We start from the raw sequence: 23,406 nt of genomic DNA, 5'->3' as shown, positions 1-23,406 counted from the left end.
TGTTGTTATTCACCTTCTAATTTATTTAACCAATTCTTTATAAATTCTTCTCGCTGAGTACGGTCAAAACCAATATATTTTTCATAGGTGATTGGAGCACGGGACATTGGTTTATTACAGACTAAACAAGAGCTGTCATGATTATTAGATACTATTCTGGTTGAACCACATTGTGTACATATATATATTCTGAGCATAATTCCTCCTCTCAGATATAAAACTAACTAGATATTGAGTCATTATTATAAAGCAAATATGTTGAAAACATTTTGTGGTTTTTAATTTCACAAAAATTGAATTCTTATGAAACATGGATAGAATTCTTTTGTTAAAATGGTAAACTTTATTCCTATTATACCATAAAATGGGTATTTCTTCGATAAATTATTAAATAAAATAAAAAAAATATAAGTAAAACGTTAAGATATATAAGAAATATGTCGATATTAGAAATAGAATAATGGCAGTTGCATGGCTCTTATGAAATAAATGTATTAGATCTGCAATTGGCACTCGATATATAAAATATAGTAAGGAGGAGGCTAGTGATTAGCCTGTTAATCAATTATGGAAAATTTAAGAGAGCAACAATTGGATGCTTTAAAGGCAGTGTTTGATTATAATAAGAAGCTTATTCCAGCATTAGAGGAAGTGTTAGTAGAGCTTAGAGGCTCGCAGAAAGAAGATACAAAGGAATATTTAAATTATATATTAAAAGGTGTTAATTGGGTGATTCAGGTAGTGAACGGTACAAAGAGTCTAATTAATGAAAAAGAGGATATTATTAAAAAAGATGCGATGAATGAGGTTATTGTGAATTTGAATCAATCCATTAAAGAAGAAAATAATATGGAAACAGCAAAAGTGATAGAGACTGGAATTATACCATTTATTCAATTAGTATCCAATACAGCAATGGAAATTACACAATTAGAAATGAATTAAACTAATTATAAAGTATATATTTATTTTAATATTTTAATAAAAGGTGAATCAAGTGGTCTTGATTCACCTTTTATTAAAATATTTTTAAAAAGATTAAATTTATTAACAGTAATTATTAAACATTAAACCACTGTACATAGACGTAACATAGACATTTGATTGCATATTACTTGTATTAGGGTATGTTACAACAACTTTTGAAATATAGTCCATGGGATTTAACAAAACATTAGTGATTTTCATGTTTAATGGATTTCGAAAGCTTCTAAAAGAAGCAAATGTTCCTGAATCAGCCTCTTCCATATCGATTGTCTGCGTTAATAAGGATTCATCAATCTTTAATGAACTATCATCTTTAACCATAATTCCCATAGATTCCAATTCACTTTTATAGCATTGTGCTATGCTGCCGATATCTGCTAAAAGTTTTGAACTTTTCTTGACAGAAGAACTTGTGTCATTTGCCAAGCAAATCATATTATTATAGGAATCCACAAAATCAGAAATTTTATGATAGATAGATTTATTATCATTTTTAAAACTAATATTAACGCTTTCACCTGGTGGTGTAGTGCTATGAAGACTCAATTCATAAAGTTTATTTACCGTAAAAGTATTTGATGATGAGGAACGCGCAATGCCGTTTATGGTAAAATAAGAGTCGCTTGGCTTTTGCGCGATTAAATCCAGACCCATATATTGAACTGAACCTTTAGAATGATTGGTATCAGATTCGGATATTCTGAAAATAATGTCATTAAAGTTAGCAGTTCCTGTAGCAGTTGAGGTAAGCACAATTCTTTGTTTTTCCTTTGTTGAGTCTGTTTCCAAAGAAGAGTAAATTCCTATATCTGCTCGATTGATCATATTTGATACTTTATTCAATATCTCACTGTTTTTTTCATTATCTTTCACAATAAATTGAAATTCATAATTTGTGTTTACAATATTTATGTTAAAAGAATAAGTGTCACTTGATAAATTACTATTGTCTGAATAAATAAATCGACCTTTGTTAATTTGATGGGAAGCCAATTCTTCTACCTCTATGTTAAAGGATGGAGCATGATCAATATCCTCTGATGTACCAATATAATTTACACTAATAATATCTTCATTACTGGAAGTAACAATTTTATCATTAAACATTTTGGAAGTATTGTTGTCTTCGTTTTCGGATATAGAAGTGATTACATTTTTAAGTTCACGTGCATGCTCCTTTATATCAATTACATCATTTTGTAAATCATCAGACATATTTATCATATAAAGAGGAGACTCTTTATTTAACTTGACAATTGTGCTATAAACATTTTTCAATTCACTCTTATTATGTGTATCATACCTGCTTGCTGTTTTAGGCATAATTGTATTTAGATAGTAGTTATAGAAATTATAAAGCATATGAAAGCCTCCTTTCGCTATTATCAGTTGCAAATAACGCATATCTTATACTTATTTATAGGGGAGTTATAAATAAAATATGTAAATACGCATTATATAAGAAACATTATAATATATTTGGCTAAACTTGTCAGCTGGTATTTAGTACTATATCACTTATTTTGGAAAATAAGCTTGAAAAATATTACATAACATGTTAAAATAACTAATCAGTTTGTAGTTTTACAGCAAAAAAGAGTTGACGATATAGTATTATTATGATATATTAGACTAGCGATGGAAGTAGGTCTTTTTTTTATGCCTAAAAATCAGTGCTTTAAATTAGCAGTGAAATTTTTTTAATAAGCGGAGGTGGAAGTTGTGCGCGTAAAGATAACATTGGCATGTACAGAGTGTAAACAACGTAATTACAACATGACAAAGGATAAAAAAGCTCATCCTGACAGAATGGAAACAAAGAAATACTGTAAGTTCTGTAAATCACACACATTACACAAAGAAACAAAATAGTTTAATTTAGCTAAAGGAGTGAATAGAATGGGAGAAAATGTTAGTGTAGAAAATGCTCCAAAGAAAAGCTGGTACAAAGGCCTTAAAGCTGAATTCAATAAGATTATTTGGCCAGATCAAAAATCACTTGTAAAACAGACAACGGCTGTAGTAGCTATATCAATTATTTTAGGTTTGATTATTTCAATGCTTGATGCGGTAATCAAATACGGTATTGATTTCCTTGTAAAATAATATTGAATTGTCAATATCAATAGGAAAAGAATAATCTTATTAAGGCAAAGGTGATTTTATGTCAGAAGCAAATTGGTATGTTGTGCATACCTATTCAGGTTATGAAAACAAAGTAAAAGCCAACATTGAAAAAACAATTGAAAACAGACATCTTGAGGATCAGATTTTAGAAGTTAGAGTGCCTATGCAAGATGTAGTTGAGCTTAAGAACGGTGCTAAGAAAAACGTTCAAAAAAAGCTGTTTCCAGGGTATGTACTTATCAATATGGTGATGAATGATGACACATGGTATGTTGTTAGAAATACCAGAGGTGTTACAGGGTTCGTCGGTCCGGGTTCTAAGCCTGTACCCCTTACTGAAGCTGAGATGAGACCATTGGGAATCAAATCTGAAGACTTGGTTGTAGACTTTGTAGAAGGTGACAGCATTGTTGTCACTGGAGGTGTGTGGAAAGATACAGTTGGCGTTATTCAGGCTATGAACCCTCATAAGCAAATTGTTATAATCAATGTTGATTTGTTTGGTCGTGAAACACCAGTAGAAATAAGTTTCACAGAGGTGAAGAAATTGTAACAAGTGGGAGGGAATCCCCCGCAATTACCACAACACTTTCATTATTGTGATGTTAAACTCAGAATTTAGCAAGCAAAATTGAAAAGATTTTAGGAGGTGCCGATATGGCAAAAAAAGTATCAGGTTACATTAAATTACAAATTCCTGCTGGGAAGGCTACACCAGCTCCACCAGTTGGTCCGGCATTAGGACAGCATGGTGTAAATATTGTTCAGTTTACAAAAGAATTTAATGCAAGAACAGCTGATCAGGGAGATTTAATTATTCCTGTAGTAATCACTGTTTATGCAGACAGAAGCTTTAGTTTTATAACTAAGACTCCTCCAGCTGCTGTATTATTAAAGAAAGCTTGTAACCTTAAATCAGGATCAGGTGTTCCTAATAAAACTAAAGTTGCTAAGATTTCTAAGGCTGAGATTCAGAAAATTGCAGAGCTTAAGATGCCGGATTTGAATGCATCCAGCGTTGAATCAGCAATGAGTATGATTGAAGGAACAGCTCGTTCTATGGGTATCACTGTAGAAGACTAATTGTAAACTGTTAACAATAGAATTGTGGGAGGGTGAACTCCCGATAATACCACTAGGAGGTTATTTAAATGAAAAGAGGAAAAAGATACGTTGAGGCTGCTAAATTAGTAGACCGCGCAAATCTTTATGAAACAGCAGAAGCAATAACAGTAGTAAAAAAATCTGCTGGAGCTAAATTTGATGAAACAATCGAAGCTCATATTAGAACTGGCTGTGATGGACGTCATGCCGATCAACAAATTCGTGGCGCAGTTGTATTGCCACATGGAACTGGTAAGTCTGTAAAGGTTTTAGTTTTTGCAAAAGGCGATAAAGTTGCTGAGGCAGAGGCTGCTGGTGCAGAGTTTGTTGGTGGAGAAGAATTAATCCCCAAGATTCAGAACGAAGGATGGTTTGATTTTGACGTTGTAGTTGCTACTCCGGATATGATGGGTGTAGTTGGTCGATTAGGACGTGTACTTGGACCAAAAGGCTTAATGCCAAACCCAAAAGCTGGTACAGTTACTATGGATGTAACAAAAGCTGTTAACGACATCAAAGCTGGTAAAGTTGAGTATAGATTAGATAAAACTAATATTATCCATGTGCCAATCGGAAAAGCTTCTTTTACAGAAGAACAATTAGCGGACAACTTCCACGCGCTTCTTGATGCAATTATAAAAGCAAAACCAAGTACCGTAAAGGGACAGTATCTAAAGAGTGTTACTGTTACTGCTACAATGGGACCTGGTGTAAGAATAAACGTTGCTAAATTAGCTTAAAAATAAGCAGCGAATAAGAATAAAAACGGAAATTGCAAAACTGCAATTTCCGTTTTTATATATAGAAAAATACTATATTATTAAAATTTAGTATGCTTTAGTTAGCCCAAAAAGGTTGTTCTATTTTATCCAATACTATAAAGGTTAAATCGGAATTTGTTTTCGCATCGTTTATATACAAAGCCCCATTTTGATATATGTCATAATTTCCTGTATCATAGGATTGGAATGTTAAAAAATGAGCATCACTTACAATATTAGGAGTAATTTTGATTTTAAACTCCTCACAATCATTTGGCACTATTCTATCAAATTCTATTCGGTAATAATCTTTATCAAAAGCCCATGCACCTATGATATCAGCGACATATAAAACCTCATCTTTACTATTTAAAAGTTCAAATTTATAAGAAGAACAATTATCTGTTCCCAGAGTATTACGTACCTTAACTCCTATTGTATTAAAGGAACGGGAGGTTTTAAATGTCTGAAAGAGGGTATTCTCAAGCAGAGGAAGTGTCGTGTCTGGTTCTGCCAAATCCTGCTTCATAGCATAGTTATAATGTGTATAGGATATACTTGTCAGTTTGCTTCCCACATATGCAATGCAAAATATAGTTAGTATAGTACTAGAAGCTATGATGGCACTATGAAACTTAGTTTTCTTTATGGAACTTAAGTAAGTAACGCATTGATCAAAACCATTTGCAGCTAGTACAAAAATGGAACAGGTAAAGGAAATGCTGTATACCTCACCGGCTTCCCAAAAAATATGAAACAGGATACCTCCTAATAAGTTGAGACATACGATGTAAAGGTAATGCTCAGGTTTCGCCATAAAGGCACGAATAATACTAATTAACATTAGAAAAAGTATCATAAAATAATATATATGACAATAAGAAACCAATATATCATTATTACTTCCTGAGATATAATCGTTTTTGGCACTATAATCGGCCGTCATACTAATGTTATCAATAAAGTCATCCGTACCGTCGCTCCAAGTGATTTCGAGCTTATCACGCCAAAGCTTAAGTAGGCCGGTAAGTCCCATAGCCTTTACACGCTGGATAATAACACCCTCAGTTGCCTTGGTCTTTTCTGCTTTTGTAGAAAAACATTCGGTATAAGCGTCATCTGCAGCATTGTAGCCACCAGTTCCCTGCAATCCAAGCATAATCCAATGCGATGCGGGATACCCTGTTTGGTTATAATTGAACTTTACATAATGCTGCTCTACTAAGTAATAGCTTGAAAAGCCTACTATTACGGCTCCAAGAAAAGCGGTCAGCGCAATAAAAGATTTCTTATTAAAATTCTTTAAATTAAGTATTAAATAAAGTAATAAAGCAATTGCCACAATGAAAACAGTTGCTCTGATTTTAAAACCTATACTTAGAAGCAGACCAGTTAAGGAGGCATAAAACAAGCGTTTACTCAAACAATTGTTTTCTTGGATGCAGCATACAAAAAAGTAGATGGCACCAGTAGAAAACACCATGGAGAAAGTATGTGTGTAATAGAATGGTGCAATGCAATAGGTTAATGGATTGAATAATAAAAGCAATAAAAACATAATTCCCAATTTTTGATTTTTAATTTTGCAAAGCAACTTAAAAGAAAATAAGAAAGATATATCCATCAATAATACATTCACTAATTGTACATAAAACATATAGTTACTTGAAACGATACCGAAAAGTTTAGGCAGCTTGAGTAACAGGCAGGTAACAATACAAATTGGTATATTGTTAGGATATTTAGCAAAATATCCGGAAGAATATTCAGGGGAAAGGGTACCTCCGTTTAATAGTGCAACCGCTTCATCAAATACCTTTAACGTATCGTATCTAAGTGAGACTTTCATTTTTACAACAAATAAAGCCTGAAGTGAGAAAATAATAAATAGTATGAAATAAGGAAAAATCACTTTGCTATCCAGATGGTATTTGGAAAACGCACTATTTAGTATGTATAACATAATAAATACAAAACAAGCACAAAAAATTATACAGAAAAAAACCTTATAGCCATATAAAAAGGTACTGAAAAATTCAGCATTATTTAAATTTATTGACATAAAAATTATTGTGCAGGTGAGTAATGTTAATATTGAAAGAGATATCAAGTATAGTATTTGTCTAATCTTATCTTTTCTCATGTAAAAAATCCTTTCATTAATTTTCATAATAGGCAACAGAATAGTTGCCGTAGCTTTCAATAACAAAACCTTTTTCAGTAAAATAACTGATATCGTCATTACTAATGATATAAACATAATTATTATCCAAGAATTCAACATTATATCCAAATACAAATTTATCAAAAGAAACCGGTGTAGAATCTACAGACAATTCAGGATTATACTTTACGGTTGCTAAATAGTCAGTAACAGGTATTTTGGTAGCAAACAGCACATTGGAATAAAATATATTACTGTTTATATAGATTTTGGAAGTTGTTCTGGATAGGGCAGCATTTACAGAATCTTCTACTCCATATTGAAATGGTTCCTGTATGTAGACATTATATATTGTATTATAAAAAGAAAAAAATGCAATAAAACATACCAAATAGGCGAATATTACATAAGAGTAAATAGGTCTTTTTAAGAAAGAGGAGGCTGTAATTATACCTTGCACACAGCATATAAGCAGTGGAATATGTATCATATTTATTTTGTTAACGTTAATATTGCTGATTAGCAAAGCAAAAATAATGCTCACCAAAACATTGCAAAATATAAAGGTGCGCGGATTATAGCTTTTGGCTTTTATACTGCGAATGGCCGTTTTTGAAATTGAACAGAGTCCAATTACAATAAAAACTATACTGAATTTGTAATACAAGCCAAATTCAGTGGTAGAATTCCAAATTAAATTATCATTTTGTGTTGCAAGTAAATTATAAAAATTATAAGCAGATAGTTGGATATTGCTCAATGAAATTTCTCCACCCCGATACTCAAGCAATTTAGGTATAGATATCAGTCCCGTTTTAATTTCGGGCAAAAATCCATTGTTAATTAATAAGAAGAGTATCAGTGGCAATGCTAAAATAAACAACAGAACAACAGCAAGAAAAAACAATTTATCCCACTTGAATTTTTTGCAATAGACACTATATGAAAATTGAAGCAACAAAATAACAGGAACAGCCATCCATAAAGGAGCATATGCATAAAGGGACAAGCCGTACATGAGGGCAGATAATATAAAAAATTTGGAATTTTCCATACCCATAATCCAAAATAAAAGTCCAAATAGTAAAAAAGATGGAGCAATATTGGATTCAAGACCCCAATGAGACAGCATGATATGCCAAGGCGTAACGGCGAATACAAAAAGCCCCAAGAGTGCTTTCCATTTGTTAGAAAATAGTTTTTTTAATAAAAAGTAAAAAGCGATTAAGGCCAGACATGAAAAAACTGCCTGAGGCAGACGAATGGCAAATACAGTAAGATGATTCCCTGTTAATAATAAAAAAGGAATCGTAAGATAGCTATATAATACATTCATGCCACTTCCCCAAGAAATAAAATAAACAGGATTTACATATCCGTGAGAGTCCATGCCGTAATTTAAAAGTGAATAGGCTTCGTAACCAGCATAGGCCTCGTCTTGATTCAGTCCGATAGGAAGAGAGCCAAGGTGATATAAGCGTACTACGAACCCGATGATTAAAACCAAAATTAGTAATAAATTATAGTTTGTTATCAGATAGCTAAATTTAAAATTATGTTTTGAATTATATTTTAACTTATGCATAATAAATCTCCTTGTATTAATTTAATATAGAGTATCATATCATAAATAAATCTTACAATACAATTAAAAAGTAAAAAATAGGAAATATAAGATTTACAAATGAGGAGATATTATTATATAATTAGAACGTTGCTCAATTTATTATATGGCAAGTGCTTTACAAAGGAGAAATAGAATGGATAAGAAACTAAGGAACTTTTTATATAAGAAGATAAAGCTGGCAGGGATGGAATATCGTATTCTTGATTTAATATTTTTGGCAGGAATTATTTTGAGCGGCTTTATGATGCGTATTAGTCTTAAATCAGTGGTTACAGTAGATTATTCCTATTTTCTGGAACGGTGGGTAGGAGAGTTAAAAATCAATGGATTTGGTGCTTTGAAGGAAGATTTTTATAATTATAATCCACCGTACATGGTAATTTTGTATTTCATTTCGGTTCTGAAAGTCAATCCACTCACTGGAATAAAGGTAGTATCCTGCTTTTTTGATATTATAATAGCAGTTACAGTTGCTGCAATCGTTAAGAACATAACAAAAAGCAAGCAACATACTATGATTGCATTTGGAGCGGCGTGGATGCTGCCTACCGTAGTAGCAAATGGAGCTATGTGGGGGCAATGTGATTCCATATACACCTCCTTTATTATGTTGGCTATTTACTATATATTGAAAGAAAAACCAGGTAAGTCAATGATTTTTTATGGTATTGCATTTGGCTTTAAAATGCAGAGCTTATTTATTTTGCCCGCATTTTTAATATTATGGTCTAAAAGAAAGGTTAAATTAATTCATTTTCTTAACATCCCTCTCATGTATTTTATCAGCCTGTTGCCAGCCGTTTTTGCGGGAAAAAGCTTTCTCGATACGATAGGCTTATACGTGGGTCAGACAAAGGATGGAAGTGAGTTATCTTATAACTGGCCGGGACTATACGAAATCTTTGGAGTGGACTCTTTTTATGAACATTATGGCATTGCAGCAATGTGCTTTGTAGTTGGAATACTAATGTGTGTTATGTTTTATCTGGCCTATAAGAATTATGAAGTGACTAAAAGAAGAATGATAGATACATTCTTTTATATAGCAATGGTTGCTTTATATTTTCTTCCTCATATGCACGAAAGATATGGTTACGTTGGAGGAATAATAGCAATCATTGTTGGAGTAATTAATACGAAGAAGCTTTATATACCGGTTCTGCATGTGATAGCTTCTTATGGAGCTTATCAGGCGTGGCTGTCTGATCATAGAATAGTACCTTTTTGGGTGTATTCGTTTATGTTGTTTTATATTATTATTGATTATGGGATTTATATATTTAAGGATATAAATAAAGAGAAGCTGGCATATCAAAGCAATGAGTCAAAGACATTTGATCAATGTTTAATTGACTTGCTTCATAAAGAATACAGATTTGGTAAAATGCAAGTAACTTTTTTACATCTTTTGCTGATTTTGGGCGTTTCGGTTGTTGGTCTGGTTATGAGATTTTGTTTTATTGATTATCAGGAAAGTGGATTTAATGAATATTGGTCACCAATAATTGCCGCAATGAAAGATGCAAATAGCTTGAATGACTTTATAAAAAGCTTAAACGATTATATCCCTATTTATATTATAGCCTTTTATTTATTAAGCTATCTGCCAGTTAAATTACTATATTCAGTCAAGGCTATTTTGATTATATTTGATTTCATTATGGCAATTATGAGTGGGGCAATTATTTATGACATAACTAAAAATAACACAAAGACAATAGGAATCTACAGTATTATGCTGTTTATCCCCACGGTGGTAATTAACAGCGCTATGTGCAGTAGATTTGAAGTAGTATGTGCAGTTGCTATACTTTGTACTATTTATTTTATTAATAAGGGCAAGCCTGCTAAGGGTATGTTTTTTTACGGTATCGCTTTTATGATGAATCTGCAGTCTTTATTTGTGTTTCCTGCGCTGATGGTCTTAGGGCTTTTAAAGAAAATTAATTTAAAACATTTTTTGTTTATACCATTGATGTATTTCATTGGGATATTGCCTGCTATAATTTCAGGTATTCCATTTTCAAAATTAGTTCTGACAGAAATTCTAAAAATAACAAAATTGCCAACGCTTAGTCTTTCCTATCCGAATATTTATCAAATATTGGGAACAAATGATTTTGTAGAGGTTTATTCTGTCTCAGGAATTTGGCTTACGCTTGGAATTATGATGGGGATTATGTTTTATGTCAGCGGAAGCAGAATCAATGTGACAAAAGAATTTGTAGTACAACTGTTTTTGATATTTTTATTGATTTCGGTATGTTTTTTACCATTTATGAAAGAAAGCTATGCCTATATAGTTGATATAATAGCAGTCCTGTTTGCTTTTACAAAAAAAGAAAAGTTTTACATTCCGATATTGCAAATTTTCATTTCTTTTAGTGCATATTCACTTGTGCTGGCGGAATATATTAATGTTCCAATTATTGTACACAGCTTTCTTACCCTTTATTTAGTTTTTGATATAGGGAAAGATGTTTGCCGATATGTGAAAAAAAATCAAATATCCAAACTTGTTACAAGCCAGTAAAATAATTTTGCTAATTTAAAGAAAAAGTTCTTTTTACATTTTCGTTAAATAATGGAATTTACAATTAATTAAAAAATGTTATAATGAAATAATGCTCTGGTTAAATTAGGAAGCATTTAATATTTAAAATTGTAATGGAGGTTAGAATGGATAAATTTTTAAGAAATATGATTTTTAAGAAATATAAAATTGGATCTGTAGAATTTACGATAATAGACATGATTTTTTTACTTGGAATTAGCATTAGTGGATTCATGATGCGTATGAGTCTTAAATCTGTAGTTACTGGCGATTTCACTGTGTTTTTGGAGCCATGGATTAATGAATTTAAAGCTAATGGGTTTGGTGCTTTAAAGGGTGACTTTTATAATTACAATCCACCCTATATGATAGTTTTGTATTTGATTGCGCTGTCTAAAATAAATCCATTGACTGGAATTAAACTTGTATCAGTGATTTTTGATATTTTAATAGCAATTACAGTTGCAATAATTGTATTTAATCTGACAAAAAGCAAATTTCGTACTATGATTGCCTATGCGGCTGCATGGATACTTCCTACCATTGTTGCAAATGGCTCCATGTGGGGACAATGTGATGCAATTTATGCATTCTTTGTGATATTATCAATTTATTGTATACTAAATGATAAGTCGTTACTGTCTATGATACTTCTTGGTATTGCATTTGCTTTTAAAATGCAGGCACTCTTCATACTGCCAGCATATATTATATTGTGGGCAAAAGGAAAGGTGAAAATCAGGCATTTTCTGTGCATTCCAATTATTTATTTTATCAGCCTTCTTCCGGCTGTTATTACTGGAAAAAGTTTTGCAGCAACGCTTGGAATTTATATGGTACAAGCGAAAGAACAGGTTTACCTTGAAATGAATTGGCCAGGCTTGTATGAATTAATTGGTATTGAGCCATATTATGATTATTATGGCCCAGCGGCTATGTGGTTTACACTTGGAATTTTAATGTGCATTATGTTTTATTTAGCTTACAAAATTTATCATGTCAGCAAGGCTCATATGATTGATATATTCTTATATATTTCTATGGTTACGGTGTACTTTTTACCATATATGCATGAGAGATATGGCTATATAGCCGGAATTTTAACGATTATAGTGGGACTGGTAAATATAAGAAAGCTATATATACCGATAATACATGTTCTTGTTTCTTATGGGGCATATCAATCCTGCTTATCAGATAACAGAATGGCACCATTTTGGATTTATTCTTTTATGTTATTATTTTTAATTCTGGACTTTGGAATTTATATATTCAAATATGTAAACGCCAATTCAATAAGCTATAAGGAGGTGTAGAAGTGGATCAATATTTGATTAATTTACTTCATAAAGAATTTAAAATAGGAAAAATGAAATTAACCTTTTTGCATATTCTGCTTATTGTTGGAATTACATATGTAACACTTATGATGAGATATTGCATGAGGGACAATGAAACATGGGACTATTTTGCAAGTTGGGAACCATGGATAGCGAAAATGAAAGAAATGGGGGGATTTAAAGGGTTATCTGGTGATTTTTACGATTATACTCCAGCATATGTATTTATTGTATTGATGCTAAGCTATTTGCCGGTGAAATTATTATACAGTATTAAAATGGTTTCAGTACTATTTGATATTATTATGTCGATTATGAGTGGAGTTATCATATATGATATTACTAAGAACCGTACGAAAGCGATTGGAATTTATAGTATTATGATGCTTGCTCCAACGGTGGCAAATAACAGTGCCCTATGGGGACAATGTGATGTAATCTACACTACTGCCATTTTATGTGCCATTTATCATCTTATGAATGATAGACCTGCAAAGGGAATGCTTTTCTATGGTATTGCATTTGCATTAAAGCTTCAGTCACTTTTTGTATTTCCGGCACTTATCGTGCTGTGGGCGTTAAAAAAGGTGGATTTAAAGCATTTCCTGTTTATGCCCTTAATGTATTTCTTTGGTATTTTTCCAGCATGGATAGCGGGAAGACCGTTAAAGGAATTGATTTTAATTTACGCTGTTCAGGCGGATAAATCACCGCAATTAAGCCTGGGATATCCGAACATTTATCAAATTGTTGGAACAACCGATTTTTTAGAGGTATATTCGTCAGCAGCTATTTGGCTTACGTTAGGTTTTATGATGATAGTAATGTATTATGTTGCAAGAAGCAGAGTAAATCTATCAAAGGAATTTATAGTACAGCTATTTTTGTTGTTTGTTCTGATATCCATGTGCTTTTTGCCTTTCATGCATGAAAGATATGCCTATGTAGCAGATGTGACAGCAGTTATTTATGGTTTTATCTATATTAAAAAATTTTATGTTCCATTATTGCAGATACTAATCTCGTTTAGTGCATACTCTATTATTTTATCTGCATATGTAAATGTACCTGTTATTATTTACAGTTTTGCCACTTTGTTCTTAATCTTTGATATTGGAATGGGCGTTTATCGATATGTAGAAAAAAATCAAAAATGTGAAGAAAGTGCTTGACAAACTCAATAACAGTTGGTATTCTATATAAGCAATTGACTGCCGAAGACAGTAGGTGCCGTAAGGCGTAAAATAACAATGCCTACCGAGGATGCTTATATAATTACATTGACTTATTATATAATCTCTTTGTTTTCGAACAAGGAGATTTTTTTATATACTAGAAATTTTGATGAATTTCCTAGTATATAAACCCTCATGGGGATCGCAGAGACACAGATAAGGAAGTAATTGCTTCACAAACGTGTCTCGCGAGAGTGTCTGCAAGCAGACGCTCTGTTCTTTCCTATGGAATATGTACTTTAGCAGCGATGCATCAGGCTGATGGCAGAGCAACCATTTGCCGAGAAGAGAATTAAGAGCTCAAATATTATAAGGAGGTGCAAGGTTAATGGCAAAGGTAGAACTTAAAAAACCAGTCGTAGAACAGATTTCGGAAAGTATTAAGGACGCACAGACAGTTGTATTAGTTAACTATCGTGGAATCTCTGTTGAGCAGGATACAAAACTTCGTAAACAGTTAAGAGAAGCAGGGGTTACTTACAAGGTTTGTAAAAATACTATGATGAGATTAGCTTTTCAAGGAACTTCTTGTGAAGCTTTGGATAAGCATTTAGAAGGACCAAATGCGATTGCAATTTCAAAAACAGATGCAACTGCTCCAGCTAGAATTTTAGCAAAATTTGCAAAAGAAGCTCCGGCATTAGAAATTGTAGCAGGTATTGTAGAAGACAATTATTATGATTCAGCAGCGATGAATCAGATTGCAACAATTCCATCAAGAGAAGAACTTCTTTCGAAATTCCTTGGAAGTATACAGTCACCTATCACGAACTTTGCTCGTGTTATTAAACAGATTGCAGAATCTAAAGAAGCAGAAGCGTAGTTAGTGGTAAATTAAATTTAACGAAAATAATTGGAGGTAAATAAAATGGCAAAATTAACAACAGCAGAAATGATTGAAGCAATTAAAGAATTATCAGTATTAGAATTAAATGAATTAGTAAAAGCTTGTGAAGAAGAATTTGGTGTATCAGCAGCAGCAGGTGTTGTAGTTGCAGCAGCGGCAGGTCCAGCAGCAGAAGCAGAAGAAAAAACTGAGTTTGATATTGAATTAACAGAAGTAGGACCAAACAAGGTTAAAGTAATCAAGGTTGTTCGTGAAGCAACTGGTTTAGGCTTAAAAGAAGCTAAAGAATTAGTTGACGGAGCTCCTAAGGTTCTTAAAGAAGCTGCTGCTAAAGCAGAAGCTGATGAAATCAAAGCAAAACTTGAAGCTGAAGGTGCGAAAGTTACTCTTAAATAAGAAGATAGAGCAATTATACAAAAGACTCCCGGAAAATGGGAGTCTTTTGTTCTATCAAATAGAAGAATTTTCTATAAGGACAATACTCAAGCCAACAATGCACACAAGTGAGAGAGGCGTATGAGTTAGAGTGTAAAAACATTAGGCGTTATATTTGGATTATAAATATTTGCAGTGAACTGTTTAGTATTGCAAAATCGTGTTGATAATAGGAATAAGGGTAATGGGAAAATTAGGTTTTGCTTTTTGTGTACAAGAAAAAATGCAAAAATATTTCTAGTAATTAGTATTGACATAATCTATGTAGAATGTTATTATGGAAAATGCACTATTGTGGTGTCATATGCCTATACGGCAATGGCTTTTTAATTTTATAATTCAGTTTTGAATCAATGATGCACTATATTTTCAATGAATTTGCAGGATTGGCATGAGAAATCAGACAAATATCAGTACAAAGTGGTTTGAAACTGAATTATGAAATTAAGAAATGTAAAAGAACATCTTATTAAAAACAAGGGGTGAAACGTCTAATGGAGAAAAATAGAATACGTCCAGTTATAGGTGGCAAAAGCGTCCGTATGAGTTACTCAAGACAAAAAGAGGTACTTGAAATGCCAAATTTGATTGAGGTTCAGAAAGATTCATATCAATGGTTTTTAGATGAAGGCTTGAAGGAAGTTTTTGCGGACATATCTCCGATTGCGGATTATAGCGGACATTTAAGTCTTGAATTCGTGGATTTTGTGTTATGTGAAGATGATGTAAAATATTCTATAGAAGAATGTAAAGATAGAGATGCAACCTATGCAGCTCCTCTTAAAGTACGTGTTCGTCTTTACAATAAAGAAAAAGATGAAATCAACGAGCATGAGATTTTTATGGGCGACTTGCCATTGATGACAGCAACAGGAACATTTGTTATTAATGGTGCTGAACGTGTTATAGTTAGTCAGTTAGTACGTTCACCAGGAATCTATTATGCAATCGCACATGATAAAATCGGTAAAACATTATATTCGTCTACGGTGATTCCAAATAGAGGTGCCTGGTTAGAATATGAAACTGATTCAAATGATGTGTTTTATGTACGCGTTGACAGAACTAGAAAGGTTCCTATTACCGTACTGATCAGAGCACTTGGTCTTGGAACAAATGCAGAAATTATAGAGTTGTTTGGCGAAGAGCCTAAGATTATGGCAAGTATTACAAAAGATACTTCGGAAAGCTATCAAGAAGGTCTTTTGGAGCTGTATAAGAAAATCCGGCCGGGTGAGCCTTTATCCGTAGATAGTGCTGAAAGTCTTATCACAAGTATGTTTTTTGATCCAAGAAGATATGACCTTGCTAAAGTTGGCAGATATAAATTTAATAAAAAGCTTGCTTTCAAAAATAGAATCCGCAATCATATTCTTGCAGAAGATGTAGTGGATATAACTACAGGTGAAATTCTTGCACAGGCAGGCAAAGCGGTTACGGCGGAGTTAGCTGATGCAATTCAAAATGCTGCGGTACCATATGTTTTAATTCAAACTGAAGAAAAAAATGTAAAAGTACTTTCAAATATGATGGTAGATATTACTAATTTTGTTGATGTAAATCCAAAGGAACTGGGTGTTACAGAATTAGTATATTATCCTACACTGAAAAAAATACTGGAAGAAAATGACGATATAAAAGATATAGAAGAGGCAATAGTTAAAAATATTCCGGAACTAATTCCGAAACATATTACAAAAGAAGATATTTTATCTTCTATTAATTACAATATACATTTAGAATATGGTATCGGTAAAGAGGACGATATTGATCATTTGGGTAACAGACGTATTCGTGCAGTCGGTGAATTACTACAAAACCAATATCGTATCGGATTATCAAGATTAGAGCGCGTAGTCAGAGAAAGAATGACCACACAGGATTTAGATGGGATATCGCCACAGTCATTAATCAATATTAAGCCGGTTACAGCAGCGGTGAAAGAGTTTTTTGGCTCGTCACAGCTTTCACAGTTCATGGATCAAAATAACCCTCTTGGAGAGCTTACACACAAGAGGCGTTTGTCAGCACTTGGACCGGGCGGTTTATCTAGAGACAGAGCTGGTTTTGAGGTTCGAGATGTTCATTATTCCCACTATGGAAGAATGTGCCCGATTGAGACGCCGGAAGGTCCTAACATTGGTTTGATTAACTCTTTGGCTACCTATGCAAGAATAAATGAGTATGGGTTTATTGAGGCACCATATAGAAAGATTGACAAAACAGATATAAAGAATCCGATTGTTACAGAGGAAGTTGTCTATATGACGGCAGATGAGGAAGATGATATTCATGTAGCGCAAGCAAATGAGCCATTGGATGAAGAAGGTCATTTTATTCATAATAGTGTTTCAGGACGTTATAGGGATGAAACACAGGAATATGAAAAACATATGTTTGAATACATGGACGTTTCACCTAAAATGGTATTTTCAGTTGCAACAGCATTAATTCCTTTTCTTGAAAATGATGATGCCAATCGTGCTCTTATGGGATCCAACATGCAGCGTCAGGCTGTTCCGTTATTAACAACCGAGGCACCTGTAGTAGGTACAGGAATGGAAGTAAAAGCTGCTGTTGATTCAGGTGTTTGTGTGATTGCCAGAAAATCTGGTATCATTGAGCGTTCTACGTCAAAAGAAATTACGATGAAAAATGATGATGGAACAAGAGACGTTTACCGTTTAACCAAATTTTCCCGAAGTAATCAGAGTAACTGTTACAATCAAAAGCCTATTGTTTTCAAAGGAGAGCATGTTGAAAAGGGACAGGTGATTGCAGACGGACCATCGACAGCTAATGGTGAAATTGCGTTAGGCAAGAACCCGTTAATTGGATTTATGACTTGGGAAGGCTATAATTATGAGGATGCTGTATTATTAAGTGAAAGATTAGTTCAAGAAGATGTTTATACATCTGTTCATATAGAAGAATATGAGGCAGAGGCCAGAGATACCAAGCTTGGACCGGAAGAAATTACAAGAGATGTTCCGGGTGTGGGTGATGATGCCTTAAAAGACCTTGATGAAAGAGGTATTATTCGTATAGGGGCTGAGGTTCGTGCGGGTGATATTTTAGTTGGTAAGGTTACTCCAAAAGGAGAAACTGAGCTTACCGCTGAAGAAAGATTACTTCGTGCAATTTTTGGTGAAAAGGCGAGGGAAGTAAGAGATACTTCCTTAAAGGTACCTCATGGTGAATACGGTATTGTAGTAGATGCCAAGGTATTTACTAGGGAAAATGGGGATGAATTATCACCGGGTGTGAATCAGGCTGTTCGTATTTATATTGCACAGAAAAGAAAAATTTCTGTTGGTGATAAAATGGCTGGACGTCATGGAAACAAAGGTGTTGTTTCTCGCGTATTACCAGTAGAAGATATGCCATTTCTTCCAAATGGGCGTCCTTTGGATATTGTACTTAATCCTTTAGGCGTACCATCTCGTATGAACATCGGACAGGTACTTGAAATACATTTAAGTCTGGCAGCCAGAGCATTAGGCTTTAATATTGCAACACCTGTATTTGATGGCGCTAGAGAAGATGATATTATGGACACACTTGACTTGGCGAATGATTATGTTAATCTTGGCTGGGATGAATTTGTAGCAAAGCATGGTGAGGAATTGTTACCTGAAGTGCTTCGATATTTAGATGAAAATAAGGACAACAGAGAATTGTGGAAAGGCGTACCATTGACAAGAGATGGGAAAGTGCGCTTGCGTGACGGTAGGACAGGTGAGTATTTTGACAGCTCAGTTACAATTGGACACATGCATTATTTGAAGCTTCATCATTTGGTTGATGATAAGATTCATGCACGTTCTACAGGTCCTTATTCATTAGTAACCCAGCAACCACTGGGTGGTAAAGCACAATTTGGTGGTCAGAGATTTGGAGAAATGGAAGTTTGGGCACTAGAAGCTTATGGTGCATCTTATACATTGCAAGAAATCTTAACAGTGAAATCGGATGATGTGGTTGGGCGTGTTAAGACTTATGAAGCGATTATTAAGGGTGAAAATATTCCTGAACCGGGTATTCCGGAATCATTTAAGGTGCTTCTTAAAGAGCTTCAATCATTAGGACTTGATGTAAGAGTTCTAAAAGAAGATCAGACAGAAGTGGAGATTATGGAAACCACGGATTATGGCGATACTGATTTACATTTAATAATTGAAGGCGATAAGGACTTTGATTCTGATTCAGAATCACTTGGCGATATGGGATTTACAAGACAAGAATTTGATTCCAAGAAAAATGAACTTATAGATATTGACGAAGAGGAAGAGGATTTGGATGACGACGATCTTCTAGAATTTGAAGAAGTTCTTGACGACGATATGTAGAGAGGAGTGCCATTTAATGCCAGAAATAACAAATAATGAAACTTATCAACCAATGACCTTTGACGCAATTAAAATTGGTTTGGCATCACCGGAGAAGATTAGAGAATGGTCACGAGGTGAAGTTAAGAAACCGGAGACAATTAATTATAGAACTCTTAAGCCTGAAAAGGATGGACTGTTTTGTGAGAAAATCTTTGGACCTAGTAAAGACTGGGAATGTCATTGTGGTAAGTATAAGAAAATAAGATATAAAGGTGTAGTTTGTGATCGATGCGGAGTAGAAGTTACAAAAGCAAATGTTCGTAGAGAGCGTATGGGGCGTATAGAGCTTGCCGCACCGGTTTCACACATTTGGTATTTTAAGGGTATTCCAAGTCGTATGGGACTAATCCTTGATCTATCGCCTAGGATTTTAGAAAAAGTATTATATTTTGCTTCTTATATTGTTCTTGATAAGGGTGAAACAGAGTTACAATACAAACAGGTTCTGACTGAAAAAGAGTATCAGGATGTAAAAGAAAAATTTGGCACAAGAGTAAGAGTTGGTATGGGTGCAGAAGCTATTCAGGAGCTTTTGCATGCTATTGATCTTGAAAAGGAATCTGTTGAATTAAAACGTGGATTAAAGGATGCCACCGGACAAAAACGTGCAAGAATTATCAAAAGACTTGAAGTGGTAGAAGCTTTTAGAGAATCCGGAAATAAGCCAGAGTGGATGATAATGACTGTAATTCCAGTTATTCCACCGGATTTGCGTCCAATGGTACAGCTAGATGGTGGTCGATTTGCTACGTCGGATTTAAATGATTTATATAGAAGAATTATTAACAGAAACAATCGTTTAAAAAGACTTCTTGAATTAGGTGCACCAGATATCATTGTTAGAAATGAAAAAAGAATGCTTCAAGAGGCAGTTGATGCACTAATAGATAACGGAAGACGTGGCCGTCCTGTAACTGGACCGGGTAACAGAGCCTTAAAATCGTTATCTGATATGCTAAAAGGTAAGTCTGGACGTTTCCGTCAGAACTTGCTTGGTAAGCGTGTTGACTATTCGGGAAGATCTGTTATCGTTGTCGGACCAGAGCTTAAAATTTATCAGTGTGGTTTGCCAAAAGAGATGGCAATTGAATTATTTAAGCCTTTTGTTATGAAAGAGCTTGTGGCAAACGGCACATCCCATAATATTAAAAATGCTAAAAAAATGGTTGAAAGACTACAGCCAGAGGTTTGGGACGTGCTTGAAGAAGTAATTAAGGAACATCCGGTTATGTTAAACCGTGCCCCTACTCTTCATAGACTGGGAATTCAGGCATTTGAACCTATTTTGGTAGAGGGTAAGGCAATTAAGCTTCATCCATTGGTTTGTACAGCTTTTAATGCGGATTTTGATGGTGACCAGATGGCTGTTCATTTACCTTTGTCTGTAGAAGCACAGGCAGAATGCAGATTTTTACTATTGTCTCCAAATAATCTGCTAAAACCATCTGATGGTGGTCCCGTTGCTGTTCCGTCACAGGATATGGTACTTGGTATATATTATCTTACACAGGAAAGACCAGGTGCAATAGGAGAAGGTAAATTCTTTAAAAGTGTAAACGAGGCAATACTTGCATATGAAAATGGTGCGGTTACACTCCATTCTAGAATTAAGGTTAGAATCACTAAGAGACTTTTGAATGGAACGGATAAAACCGATATTGTTGAGTCAACTTTAGGAAGATTTATTTTTAATGAAATTATTTCACAGGATTTAGGTTTTGTTGACCGTTCCCTTCCGGAAAACGATATGAAGCTTGAGATAGATTTCCATGTCGGCAAAAAAGGCTTAAAGCAGATATTGGAAAAGGTTATTAACACACATGGAGCAACAAAAAGTGCAGAAGTTCTAGATGATATAAAATCAATGGGATATAAATTCTCAACAAGAGCTGCAATGACGGTTTCAATTTCTGATATGACAGTACCGCCTGAGAAGCCAGAGCTGATTCAAGAAGCTCAAAATACGGTTGATAAAATTACTAAGAACTTTAAGCGTGGTCTTATAACTGAGGAAGAAAGATATAAGGAAGTTGTTGAAACTTGGAAAGCTACGGATGATGTTTTGACAGAGAAGCTGTTGTCAGGGCTTGACAAATATAACAATATATTTATGATGGCTGATTCAGGAGCCCGTGGTTCTGACAAGCAGATTAAGCAGCTTGCAGGTATGCGTGGATTGATGGCAGATACAACTGGTCGTACAATTGAGTTGCCTATTAAATCAAACTTCCGTGAAGGTCTTGACGTATTGGAATACTTTATGTCAGCACATGGAGCGCGTAAAGGTCTTTCAGATACAGCTCTTAGAACAGCGGATTCAGGTTATTTGACAAGACGTCTTGTTGATGTATCACAGGATTTAATTGTAAGAGAAACAGATTGCTGTGAAGGAAAAGAAATTCCTGGAATGGTAGTAACTGCATTTACAGATGGTAAGGAAGAAATAGAAAGCTTACAGGAAAGAATTACTGGAAGATATCTGGCAGAAAACATTTATGATATAGAGGGTAATATTCTTGTTAAAGCGAATCATATGGTTACGCCAAAGCGTGCTGCGTTAGTTATGTCTAAGGGCGTTGACAAAAAGGGCAAGCCGCTTGAGAAGATTAAAATAAGAACAGTATTATCTTGTCGTTCTCATATTGGTATTTGTGCTAAATGTTATGGAGCAAACATGGCTACTGGTGAACCAGTGCAGGTAGGTGAATCGGTAGGTATCATAGCTGCCCAGTCAATTGGTGAACCAGGAACACAGCTTACTATGCGTACTTTCCATACTGGTGGTGTTGCAGGAGACGATATTACACAAGGTCTTCCTCGTGTTGAGGAGCTTTTTGAGGCAAGAAAACCAAAGGGACTTGCAATTATTGCTGAGTTTGGCGGAACTGCTGTGTTACAGGACACAAAGAAAAAACGTGAAGTTATCATAACAAATAATGAAACAGGGGAGTCAAAGGCATATTTAATTCCTTATGGTTCAAGAATTAAGATACAAGACGGAGCAACTCTTGAAGCAGGAGATGAATTGACTGAAGGTAGTGTTAACCCACATGATATTCTTAAGATTAAGGGAGTTCGTGCAGTTCAGGACTACATGATTCAAGAGGTTCAAAGAGTTTATCGTTTACAAGGTGTAGAAATTAATGATAAGCATATTGAGGTAATTGTTCGTCAGATGCTTAAGAAGATAAGAATTGAGAATAATGGAGATTCTGAATTATTGCCGGGTACATTGGTAGATACATTGGAGCTTGATGATATTAATGAAGAGTTAACTGCTCAGGGAAAAGAACTTGCCGAGGGAAAACAAGTTATGCTTGGTATCACAAAGGCATCTCTTGCTACTAATTCATTCCTTTCAGCAGCATCTTTCCAAGAGACGACCAAGGTGCTTACCGAAGCTGCAATTAAAGGTAAGATTGATCCATTAATTGGTTTGAAGGAAAATGTTATTATTGGTAAATTAATTCCGGCAGGAACAGGAATGAAGCGTTATCGTTCTGTTAAACTGGATACTGATGTAAATCAATCCGATGAAATATCGATATCCGAGGACTTTGATATTATAGAAGAATTTGATGAGGAATTGCTTGCAATATCAGAGGAAGAATAAATAAAAATTGTTTTAAACAGGTCTTTACATGTGCGTTGCACATAAGTAAAGGTCTGTTTTTTTATTATGGCTTTAGCCTGGCTGAGTACGCAAAGCGTGCGAAGGCAAAAAACCACCCGGTACACTAGGACATTATCATATTTGGATCATACAGTACACATTGTTAATTTTTTATTTCTTGACATATAAAAAGGAACATTCTATAATTTTTATAACAGTAT

The 23,406-nt window shown here is 34.2% G+C and carries 17 protein-coding genes and 1 other annotated feature; of the genes, 13 read left to right on the top strand and 4 right to left on the bottom strand.

All coding sequences use genetic code 11. From position 1 onward, the window contains the following. Nucleotides 1-5: 5 nt before the first annotated feature. Nucleotides 6-197 carry a hypothetical protein gene (locus C8E03_RS11520; RefSeq protein WP_094377596.1) on the bottom strand — a complete coding sequence of 64 codons (192 nt, stop codon included), beginning with the start codon at nucleotides 195-197 and terminating at the stop codon, nucleotides 6-8. Nucleotides 198-567: 370 nt separating this feature from the next. Here C8E03_RS11520 and C8E03_RS11515 point away from each other — a divergent pair, with 370 nt between their 5' ends. Beyond that, nucleotides 568-945 carry a hypothetical protein gene (locus C8E03_RS11515; protein ID WP_094377597.1) on the top strand — a complete coding sequence of 126 codons (378 nt, stop codon included), beginning with the start codon at nucleotides 568-570 and terminating at the stop codon, nucleotides 943-945. Between the two features lie 102 nt (nucleotides 946-1,047). Here the strand turns inward: C8E03_RS11515 and fliD are convergent, their stop codons facing one another. Next, complete coding sequence (gene fliD / locus C8E03_RS11510; RefSeq protein WP_170122982.1) at nucleotides 1,048-2,349, bottom strand: flagellar filament capping protein FliD; 1,302 nt, start codon at nucleotides 2,347-2,349, stop codon at nucleotides 1,048-1,050. A 360-nt stretch (nucleotides 2,350-2,709) separates the two neighbouring features. Here fliD and rpmG point away from each other — a divergent pair, with 360 nt between their 5' ends. The 5 genes from rpmG (at nucleotide 2,710) to rplA (ending at nucleotide 4,958) form a co-directional block, all read left to right on the top strand. Beyond that, on the top strand, nucleotides 2,710-2,859 hold the full coding sequence (rpmG, locus tag C8E03_RS11505) for a 50S ribosomal protein L33 (protein WP_094377599.1): 150 nt from the start codon (nucleotides 2,710-2,712) through the stop codon (nucleotides 2,857-2,859). Between the two features lie 27 nt (nucleotides 2,860-2,886). After that, entirely contained in the window at nucleotides 2,887-3,093 is a 207-nt protein-coding gene (secE, locus tag C8E03_RS11500) for a preprotein translocase subunit SecE (RefSeq protein ID WP_094377600.1), read from the top strand. 58 nt (nucleotides 3,094-3,151) lie between these two features. Continuing rightward, entirely contained in the window at nucleotides 3,152-3,667 is a 516-nt protein-coding gene (gene nusG, locus C8E03_RS11495) for a transcription termination/antitermination protein NusG (protein ID WP_094377601.1), read from the top strand. Between the two features lie 104 nt (nucleotides 3,668-3,771). Beyond that, complete coding sequence (gene rplK, locus C8E03_RS11490) at nucleotides 3,772-4,197, top strand: 50S ribosomal protein L11 (RefSeq protein WP_094377602.1); 426 nt, start codon at nucleotides 3,772-3,774, stop codon at nucleotides 4,195-4,197. A gap of 68 nt (nucleotides 4,198-4,265) precedes the next feature. Next, nucleotides 4,266-4,958, top strand: coding sequence for a 50S ribosomal protein L1 (rplA, locus tag C8E03_RS11485; RefSeq protein ID WP_094377603.1), 693 nt, complete (start codon nucleotides 4,266-4,268; stop codon nucleotides 4,956-4,958). Between the two features lie 97 nt (nucleotides 4,959-5,055). Here rplA and C8E03_RS11480 read toward each other — a convergent pair whose 3' ends face one another. Continuing rightward, entirely contained in the window at nucleotides 5,056-6,828 is a 1,773-nt protein-coding gene (locus tag C8E03_RS11480; RefSeq protein ID WP_170122981.1) for a glycosyltransferase family 39 protein, read from the bottom strand. A gap of 310 nt (nucleotides 6,829-7,138) precedes the next feature. Further along, nucleotides 7,139-8,728 (bottom strand): ArnT family glycosyltransferase, encoded by a 1,590-nt coding sequence (locus C8E03_RS11475; protein WP_110291116.1) that lies wholly within the window; start codon nucleotides 8,726-8,728, stop codon nucleotides 7,139-7,141. 175 nt (nucleotides 8,729-8,903) lie between these two features. On the opposite strand from C8E03_RS11475, the gene C8E03_RS11470 reads away from it, so the two are divergent. The 7 genes from C8E03_RS11470 (at nucleotide 8,904) to rpoC (ending at nucleotide 23,185) form a co-directional block, all read left to right on the top strand. Beyond that, nucleotides 8,904-11,303 carry a hypothetical protein gene (locus C8E03_RS11470; protein WP_110291115.1) on the top strand — a complete coding sequence of 800 codons (2,400 nt, stop codon included), beginning with the start codon at nucleotides 8,904-8,906 and terminating at the stop codon, nucleotides 11,301-11,303. A gap of 146 nt (nucleotides 11,304-11,449) precedes the next feature. Next, the gene (locus tag C8E03_RS11465; RefSeq protein WP_110291114.1) at nucleotides 11,450-12,640 is read left to right on the top strand and encodes a hypothetical protein; all 1,191 of its coding nucleotides are present in this window, start codon (nucleotides 11,450-11,452) and stop codon (nucleotides 12,638-12,640) included. 2 nt (nucleotides 12,641-12,642) lie between these two features. Then, on the top strand, nucleotides 12,643-13,836 hold the full coding sequence (locus tag C8E03_RS11460) for a hypothetical protein (RefSeq protein ID WP_110291113.1): 1,194 nt from the start codon (nucleotides 12,643-12,645) through the stop codon (nucleotides 13,834-13,836). 24 nt (nucleotides 13,837-13,860) lie between these two features. Beyond that, nucleotides 13,861-13,999 (top strand) — a sequence feature (ribosomal protein L10 leader region). Nucleotides 14,000-14,227: 228 nt separating this feature from the next. Beyond that, entirely contained in the window at nucleotides 14,228-14,722 is a 495-nt protein-coding gene (gene rplJ / locus C8E03_RS11455; RefSeq protein WP_110291112.1) for a 50S ribosomal protein L10, read from the top strand. Nucleotides 14,723-14,767: 45 nt separating this feature from the next. After that, nucleotides 14,768-15,142 (top strand): 50S ribosomal protein L7/L12, encoded by a 375-nt coding sequence (rplL, locus tag C8E03_RS11450; protein ID WP_110291111.1) that lies wholly within the window; start codon nucleotides 14,768-14,770, stop codon nucleotides 15,140-15,142. A 533-nt stretch (nucleotides 15,143-15,675) separates the two neighbouring features. After that, the gene (gene rpoB, locus C8E03_RS11445; RefSeq protein ID WP_110291110.1) at nucleotides 15,676-19,530 is read left to right on the top strand and encodes a DNA-directed RNA polymerase subunit beta; all 3,855 of its coding nucleotides are present in this window, start codon (nucleotides 15,676-15,678) and stop codon (nucleotides 19,528-19,530) included. 16 nt (nucleotides 19,531-19,546) lie between these two features. Then, nucleotides 19,547-23,185 carry a DNA-directed RNA polymerase subunit beta' gene (rpoC, locus tag C8E03_RS11440; protein WP_110291109.1) on the top strand — a complete coding sequence of 1,213 codons (3,639 nt, stop codon included), beginning with the start codon at nucleotides 19,547-19,549 and terminating at the stop codon, nucleotides 23,183-23,185. The last annotated feature ends 221 nt before the right edge of the window (nucleotides 23,186-23,406 follow it).

The sequence above is a fragment of the Lachnotalea glycerini genome, from assembly GCF_003201285.1.
GTDB classification, from domain to species: domain Bacteria; phylum Bacillota; class Clostridia; order Lachnospirales; family Lachnospiraceae; genus Lachnotalea; species Lachnotalea glycerini.
Note: the sequence above shows the minus strand (reverse complement) of the source record. Positions and strands in the feature narration are given on the sequence as shown.